This window comes from Massilia sp. UYP11 (genome assembly GCF_050434805.1).
Lineage (GTDB): Bacteria > Pseudomonadota > Gammaproteobacteria > Burkholderiales > Burkholderiaceae_D > Telluria.
In genome coordinates this window covers 1-6,728 of record NZ_JBNDJE010000044.1, presented here as the reverse complement: position 1 = coordinate 6,728, position 6,728 = coordinate 1, and the positions used below count along the sequence as shown (strand labels likewise).

Below are 6,728 nucleotides of genomic sequence, written 5' to 3'. Positions count from 1 at the left end.
ACTTGCATGTGTAAAGCATGCCGCCAGCGTTCAATCTGAGCCAGGATCAAACTCTTCAGTTCAATCTCTGTTTGTTGACTCTTTCGAGTCATCGGTTATTGCTAACCGAGTCGCTCACTCAAAATACTGACCGTCACTTCATTGCTGAAGCAACGTTTAATACTTTGTGCGAACATTTGATAATTTAAGTATGCAAGAACCGAAGTTCTTGGCACCTTCATCAAACGCCCACACTTATCGACTGTTAATTTTTAAAGAACTTTATCCGGTACTGCATCTGCCGTTTGCTTCGAAGCGTTGTGTTCGTCAGCAGCAGAGGAAAGAGAGTATGAAGTGTTTTTCGTTTTTCGTCAACCCCTCATTTCGCTTCGCCTCAGATTTCTCTGCAACCTTGCCAACGTAACCACTTGATTACGTTAACATTTTTCGGCCAGTGCCGAAGCGGAGGCGAACTATAGCAAACCCGGACAGGGTTGCGCAAGGGGCCCCGAACGAGACATGCCTCAGCCATTCACCCGTCCATCAGGTTGCTGGATTTTTTCCGTGCGCACGTAAGACTCCCTTGCAAGGTATATTCCTTGGCTGATTGGCAAGGCGCCTACCGTCCCGCGCTTGCTACGCACTCATGGAGAAAAAATGAAGCACACCGTCTTGCGCCGTACTGCGATCGCCGCCGTTTGCGCCTGCTGGCCCCTGGCAGCCCTCGCCGAAGAGATTCGCGACCCGATGAACGTGGTCGTGGTCAGCGGCACCCGCGCCGAACACACGAGTTTCGACCTGCCAGCCGCAATCGACGTGGTCGATGCCGCGCAGATCGGCGACACCCAGATGCGCGTCAATGCGTCCGAAGCACTGGTCGCCGTGCCGGGGATCGTGGTGCGCAATCGCGAGAACTATGCGCAAGACCTGCAGATCTCCTCGCGCGGCTTCGGCACCCGCTCCGCCTTCGGCGTGCGCGGCGTGCGCCTGGTGGCGGACGGCATCCCCGCCACCATGCCCGACGGCCAGGGTCAGGCCGCGACCTTCAACCTGGATCTGGCCGAGCGCATCGAAGTGCTGCGCGGCCCCATGTCCGCCCTGTATGGCAACCACTCCGGCGGCGTGGTCCAGCTCTTCACGCGCGAACCGACCGATACGCCCACGGTCGAAGCCAGCTTCACCGGCGGCAGCTATGGCCAGCGCAAGTTCGACACCAATGCTTCCGGCCGCAGCGGCGGCATCGGCTACCTGCTCGACGCCTCGCGTTTCGAGACCGACGGCTACCGCGATCACAGCGCGGCGACGCGCAAGCAGGCCTATGCCAAGCTGGTGGTCGAACCCTCGTCGACCAGCCGCCTGGTGCTGACCGCGAGCGGCCTGCGCCAGGACGATACGCAAGACCCGCTCGGCGTCACCTGGGCCACCTATCAGCGCGACCCGCGCGCGGGCGAGATCGACACGACCGATACCCAGACGCCCCAGCGCACGCTGGCCGATCGCTACGACACGCGCAAGAGCATCGACCACCAGCAGTTCGGCGCGACGTATGAACAGAGGTTCGGCGCCGACCGCCTGCAGGTGACCGCCTACGGCGGCAACCGCCGCGTCGTCCAGTACCAGTCGTTCTCGCGCGGCTTCCAGGCGCCGAGCAGCCACTCCGGCGGGGTGATCGACTTCGATCGCGATTTCTACGGCATCGACGCCAACTGGCGCGCGGTGCGCCAGCTCGCCGGCGGCACCATGCGCGCCACGGCCGGCCTGGAACTGGCGCGCTCGAAGGATGCGCGCCAGGGCTTCGAGAACTTCGTCGGCAATACCTTCGGCGTGAAGGGCAACCTGCGGCGCGACGAACAGAACGAGGTGACCAGCGTCGATCCGTACGTGCAGGTCGAGTGGGAGCGCGACCGCTGGGTGCTGAGCGGCGGCGTGCGCCACAGCCGCGTGGACTTCGACGTGAACGACCGCTACCTGTCCAATGGCGACGATAGCGGCGGCGCCGACTTCCGCCACACGACGCCGCTGGTGGGCGTGCTGTACAAGGTGTCGCCGACCCTGAACGTGTATGCCAGCGCGGCGCGCGGCTTCGAGACGCCGACGATGAACGAATCGTTTTACTCGGGCACGGGCGGCGGCTTCAACTTCGCCCTCGAACCGGCGATCGGCACCCATCTCGAAGCCGGCGTGAAGGCCATGGTGGCGAGCGGCGTGCGCGTGAACGCCGCGGTGTTCCAGGTGAAGACGAAGGACGAACTGGTGGTCGACGCCTCGTCGGGTGGACGCACCAGCTACCGCAATGCCAGCGCCACCTTGCGCCAGGGCGGCGAGTTGTCGGTGGACGCCGAACTCGGCGCCGGCTGGAACGCGCGCCTGGCCCTGAGCATGCTGCACGCGGTCTACGACGAAGCCTTTGGCGCGGTACCGAAAGGCAGCCGCCTGCCCGGCCTGCCGAAGACCAGCTTCTATGGTGAATTCGGCTGGAAGGAAGCGGCCGGCCGCTATGGCGCGGCGCTCGAGACCATCGCCAACAGCAAGGTGTACGCGGAAGACACCAACAGCGCCACGCCGGCGCCGGGCTATGCGATCGTCAACGCCCGCGTGCAGGCGAGCCAGCAGCTGGGCGGTTGGAAGCTGCGCCAGTTCGCGCGCCTGAACAACCTGTTCGACCGCGACTACGTGGGGTCCGTCATCGTGGGCGACACCAATCGCCGCTATTACGAAGCGGCGCCGGGCCGCAACTGGATCCTGGGCGTCAGCGCGCAGTACCAGTTCCGGTAACCGCGTCCTTGTCCGATGTCGGCGCTGCCGGCGCTGCCTGCGCCGGCGCGCCCGGCAGCGCGACGTCGGGATACAGGCGCTCGAGCGTCGCCGTCACCGCCGGCGCCAGCACCGCTTCGACCAGCCTGGTGGCGGCGCCCAGGTCCGGCGCTTCGCGCACCGCCTGCCACAGGCGATCCCCATCGATGCCGACCGCGCTCAGCGCCTGCTCGGCCTCGGCCTGCCAGAACGGCGGCGCCTCGCTCTCCACATAATTTCCCCTCCCCCTTCCGAAGTGCGCCACCGCCAGGTAGCGCAGCATGGCGCCCGTCAGCAGCGTCTGCAGGAAAGGATTGGCGAACTTCACATTGGCCTGGTTGCGGTCCGTGCCCTGGTTGAAACCCCAGGCCGCGCCGGCCGCGGTGATGCCGCCGGCGATCGCGCCCAACAGCGCGCCGGCGCCCAGGGTCAGGCCACCCGCCATCGCATCGGCCGACAGGCCGGTCGCCGCGCCCGACACCACCGCGCCGAGCAGCCCGGCCTGCGCCTTGTCCACCGGCGCGCGCACCGCGAAGTTCTCGCGCACGCGGGCGTTCACGTTCACCGCTTGCCCCGGATCGATGCGATACAGCGACAGCATGCGCGCGGTCGCGTGGTTGATGCCGTCGTTCAGGCGCTGCACCAGCGCCGCCATCGCGAGATCCTGGCGCCGCTGCTCGTCCTTGCCGATGCCGACCGCCTTCAGCGCCGTGCGCAGCATGCCGGTGCGTTCTTCGCCCAGCGGCTCGCTGTCGCGCGCCGCCGCCGCGATCTGCTCGGCGCTCATGTTGATGGCGCTCGCATAGCGCACGCGGTTGCGCTCGGCCCAGGCTGCCAGCAGGCGCGCGTAGGCGGGGCGCTTCTCCTCGTCGATCAGGCCCGCCACCGATTCATAGAACACGTGTTCATGCATCCAGCAGCGGGCAAAGGCGTCCAGCGGCAGCACTTCCTTCACCACCTGGTACTGCGCCAGGTGCTGCTTCCAGCGCTTGGGTTCGGCCAGCTCCTCCTGGGCCGGACGCGGCGGGCCGACCTGGTTGAGTAGCACGACCACCGGCTTGCCGAGCCATTCGAGGATCTTCATCTCGGGCGGCAGGTAACCGGCGTCCTGCGGCGATTCGGACGAGTTGACCAGATACAGCACAACGTCCGCCTCTTCCCTGGCCGCGCGCAGCGCCTGCTGGCTGAGCCAGAACGGGCGGTCGCGGTAACGGTCGAACACCTCGCGCAGGAACCAGCCGATCGGATTGCCGGCCAGCGCGAGCCGCTTGTGCAGGCGCACCGAATCGCCGAAGCCCGGCGTGTCCCACAACACCAGCGAATCACCCTCCTCAGTGCTCAGGAGCGGATAGCCTTCCGAGATCTGGGTGACGTGGGCGGCGTCGCGGATCTCGCCGACGTCCATCCCAACGAGGGTGCGCGCCAGCGTGGTCTTGCCGTTATTGGTGTGCGAAACCAGCGCGAACTGGATTTTTGCGGGCGCGATCATCGCAGCTCCAGGGCGAGGCCCGCGCCCAGTTCAAGCGGGTGCTTGTCGGGCTGGAGCAGGTTGACCACATGGGCCGAGGCGCCGTGGAAGCTGCAGAACTGGCGCCACAGCGCGTGGCGTTCGGCGACGCGCTCGCCGCCGACCTGTTCGCCGATGCGCTCGAGCAGCGGCGACTCGTCGAGCAGCACGGCCACGCCGCGCGGCACCCGCTTGACCAGATAGTCGAGCAGCGCGCCATGGTTTTCCTTCTCGGGCGTGGCGGCAAGGCTGAACAGCACCGTGGTCGCGGTGATGCCGGCCTCCTTCAGGGTCGTGTCGCGCAAGGCGTCCTTGAGCTCGACGCCATACCCTACCGGGGGCAGCAACTGCACCCGCGCCTGTCCGCCCAGGGCTGCGGCGGCAATCGCCCACAGGCCGCGGTCGCGCGGTTCGTCGAGCGTGTAGCTGTAGGGAATCACGCGCAGCACGGCCGGGGCGCCGGCGCCGATGCTGTCGGCCAGCTTGCGGTAATAAGGCTGGTCGAGATCGATCGGGAAGTGGCGTTTCAGATGGCGCGCACGCATGCCCGCGACCAGTGCCAGCACCAGGCGCGGCAGGATCACCAGTAGCAGCAGGGTCGCGCCATACAGGTGGACCCAACGGTCGCCGACCGGCAAGCCGGCGCCGCCGCCAAAGCGCAGCTGCTCGATCTCGGCCAACGTAAAGCCCTGCAGGAACGGGAACACGGTCAGCGAGGGTGTGAACAGCCATGACAGCAGCGTGTGCACCTGCTGCGCATCGAGGAAGGTGCTCTCCCATCCGGTGACGTATTCGGTGAGCAGGCCGCGCGCATACAGCGAGGCGACGGCGCCGAGCGCGAAGCCGGCGGCCGCCAGGTGGAAGGTACGGGCCAGGCGCGCGCGCGTGAGCGGCTCGCTCAGCACGGCCCAATCGGCCAGGTAGTGGGCGACGCCTTCGGCCAGCGCGGTCGGCAGCTTGCGCGGCGCGACCGCCTTGCCCACGCTCAGGCGGCGCAGCAGCGGCGTACCGCTCTTGCGCCGGCGCGCGGCGGGTACGATGGCCCAGACCAGCAGGCCAAGATAGACGAGCAGGTTCCAGGCGACGATCGCCAGCAGCGGCGCCGACAGCAGGTCGACGCGGTGCGGATCGGCGATGCGGTCGAGCGCGGCGCCAAGCACAAAGGCCAGGAATGGCAACGCGATCCAGATACCGCCCATGCCGGGAGCGCGCCGGGCGAAGGCGCCGAAGGCCGGCGTGCGTTCGCCCAGGCGCTTGAGGATCTGTTCCGCGCGTTGCTGCAGGAAGTGATGCTGGTTCACCGCCATATGGCTGTCCGCCGCCTGCCAGGCGGCGAGCTCGCGCGCACTGCGGGTGGCGAACATGCGATCGTCGTCGCTCAGAACCGTGTGGGCAACGTCGGCGTATTCAATCGAGCGCACCAGCACGACGTTGCGTGCGACCTGTTCGTTCATGCTTCTCCTATGGATGAAATGACAATGTCGTTAATGGCATTGTGCACCAGATTTACGTGGGCTGGCAGTGGGATGGCTCACCGTGTGTCCTGCTCCGATAACAAAAAACCCGGGCCAGGCCCGGGTCAGTTGTATTCGTGAACGCTCAAAGTCCTGGTTTTGTCAGCCCTTGCGCTTGCTGCCGGCATCCGACGCCGGTTCGTCAGGGCGCCCCTGCCGTTGCTGGTTGGCGGCGCCGTTGCCGGTTTGTCGCGATTTATCGGGACCGACCGGAGACTCCTGGGACCCGGCCTGCTGGTACTGCTCCATGCCGTGACCGGATTGCCGCGACTCGCCGAGGCGGTCCTGCTCGCCGCGCGCCTGCATACGCTGCGCCTGCTGGCGCGCGCTCCAGCCGCCGCTCTGCGAACCGGCGCCGGCGCGTTGGCCACGTCCAGACGAGTCCGCTTGCATGGATCCGGTGTTCCCCTTCGGGAAAGGCGTGTCGAGCCCGCCCGGCATGACGTAACCGGGCGCCCTCGACTGCAGGCTGCCCTCGGCAACCATCAACGTTTTTGGTTTTGCGATACCGCGTGCACGGTTGTCTCCGCCCTTGATCTTCTCTTTCGACTTCATTGCGATCCTCCGCTTACTGAACAAGAGCTTCGATCATGCGCGTGGGAGGACGGAGGAAGTATCAGAGAACGTTTCGGTGGACTGTGGGATTCGCCCTACGCAGCGCGTGCAACTGTTGTTGCGCAGTGCCCTGACCTGTGCTTCGCAAGGATATCCCTGATCGCGTTCACCACTTCGGCAGGGTTCTGGCGCTGCACCTGACGATCGGAATCGACGATGATCCTATTTGCTTTCGGATACATCCCACTGGCGAATTTCCTTGTCTTCAAGAGCGCGATCTAGACTGAAAAGCAAAAAACCCCACCAGGATCACCTGGTGGGGTTTTTCTATATAACTAGCCTGACGATAACCTACTTTCACACTGGTTGCAGCACTATCA

The 6,728-nt window shown here is 65.7% G+C and carries 4 protein-coding genes; 1 reads left to right on the top strand and 3 read right to left on the bottom strand.

Annotated features, from left to right (window positions below):
* Positions 1-636: 636 nt before the first annotated feature.
* On the top strand, positions 637-2,754 hold the full coding sequence (locus ABIB38_RS23940; protein ID WP_429207288.1) for a TonB-dependent receptor family protein: 2,118 nt from the start codon (positions 637-639) through the stop codon (positions 2,752-2,754).
* Here ABIB38_RS23940 and ABIB38_RS23935 read toward each other — a convergent pair.
* The 3 genes from ABIB38_RS23935 to ABIB38_RS23925 form a co-directional block, all read right to left on the bottom strand.
* Complete coding sequence (locus ABIB38_RS23935; RefSeq protein WP_429207286.1) at positions 2,729-4,261, bottom strand: DUF3482 domain-containing protein; 1,533 nt, start codon at positions 4,259-4,261, stop codon at positions 2,729-2,731. The two genes, ABIB38_RS23940 and ABIB38_RS23935, sit on opposite strands and share 26 nt — an antisense overlap.
* Complete coding sequence (locus tag ABIB38_RS23930; protein WP_429207285.1) at positions 4,258-5,733, bottom strand: DUF2868 domain-containing protein; 1,476 nt, start codon at positions 5,731-5,733, stop codon at positions 4,258-4,260. Before ABIB38_RS23930 ends, ABIB38_RS23935 begins: the two co-directional genes overlap by 4 nt.
* A 162-nt stretch (positions 5,734-5,895) precedes the next feature.
* The gene (locus tag ABIB38_RS23925; RefSeq protein WP_429207283.1) at positions 5,896-6,348 is read right to left on the bottom strand and encodes a hypothetical protein; all 453 of its coding nucleotides are present in this window, start codon (positions 6,346-6,348) and stop codon (positions 5,896-5,898) included.
* Positions 6,349-6,728: the final 380 nt, after the last annotated feature.

Coding starts and splice junctions, on each gene's coding strand:
- ABIB38_RS23930 (WP_429207285.1), bottom strand. CDS start 5,733: ATGAACGAACAGGTCGCACGCAACGTCGTGCTGGTGCGCTCGATTGAA.
- ABIB38_RS23925 (WP_429207283.1), bottom strand. CDS start 6,348: ATGAAGTCGAAAGAGAAGATCAAGGGCGGAGACAACCGTGCACGCGGT.
- ABIB38_RS23940 (WP_429207288.1), top strand. CDS start 637: ATGAAGCACACCGTCTTGCGCCGTACTGCGATCGCCGCCGTTTGCGCC.
- ABIB38_RS23935 (WP_429207286.1), bottom strand. CDS start 4,261: ATGATCGCGCCCGCAAAAATCCAGTTCGCGCTGGTTTCGCACACCAAT.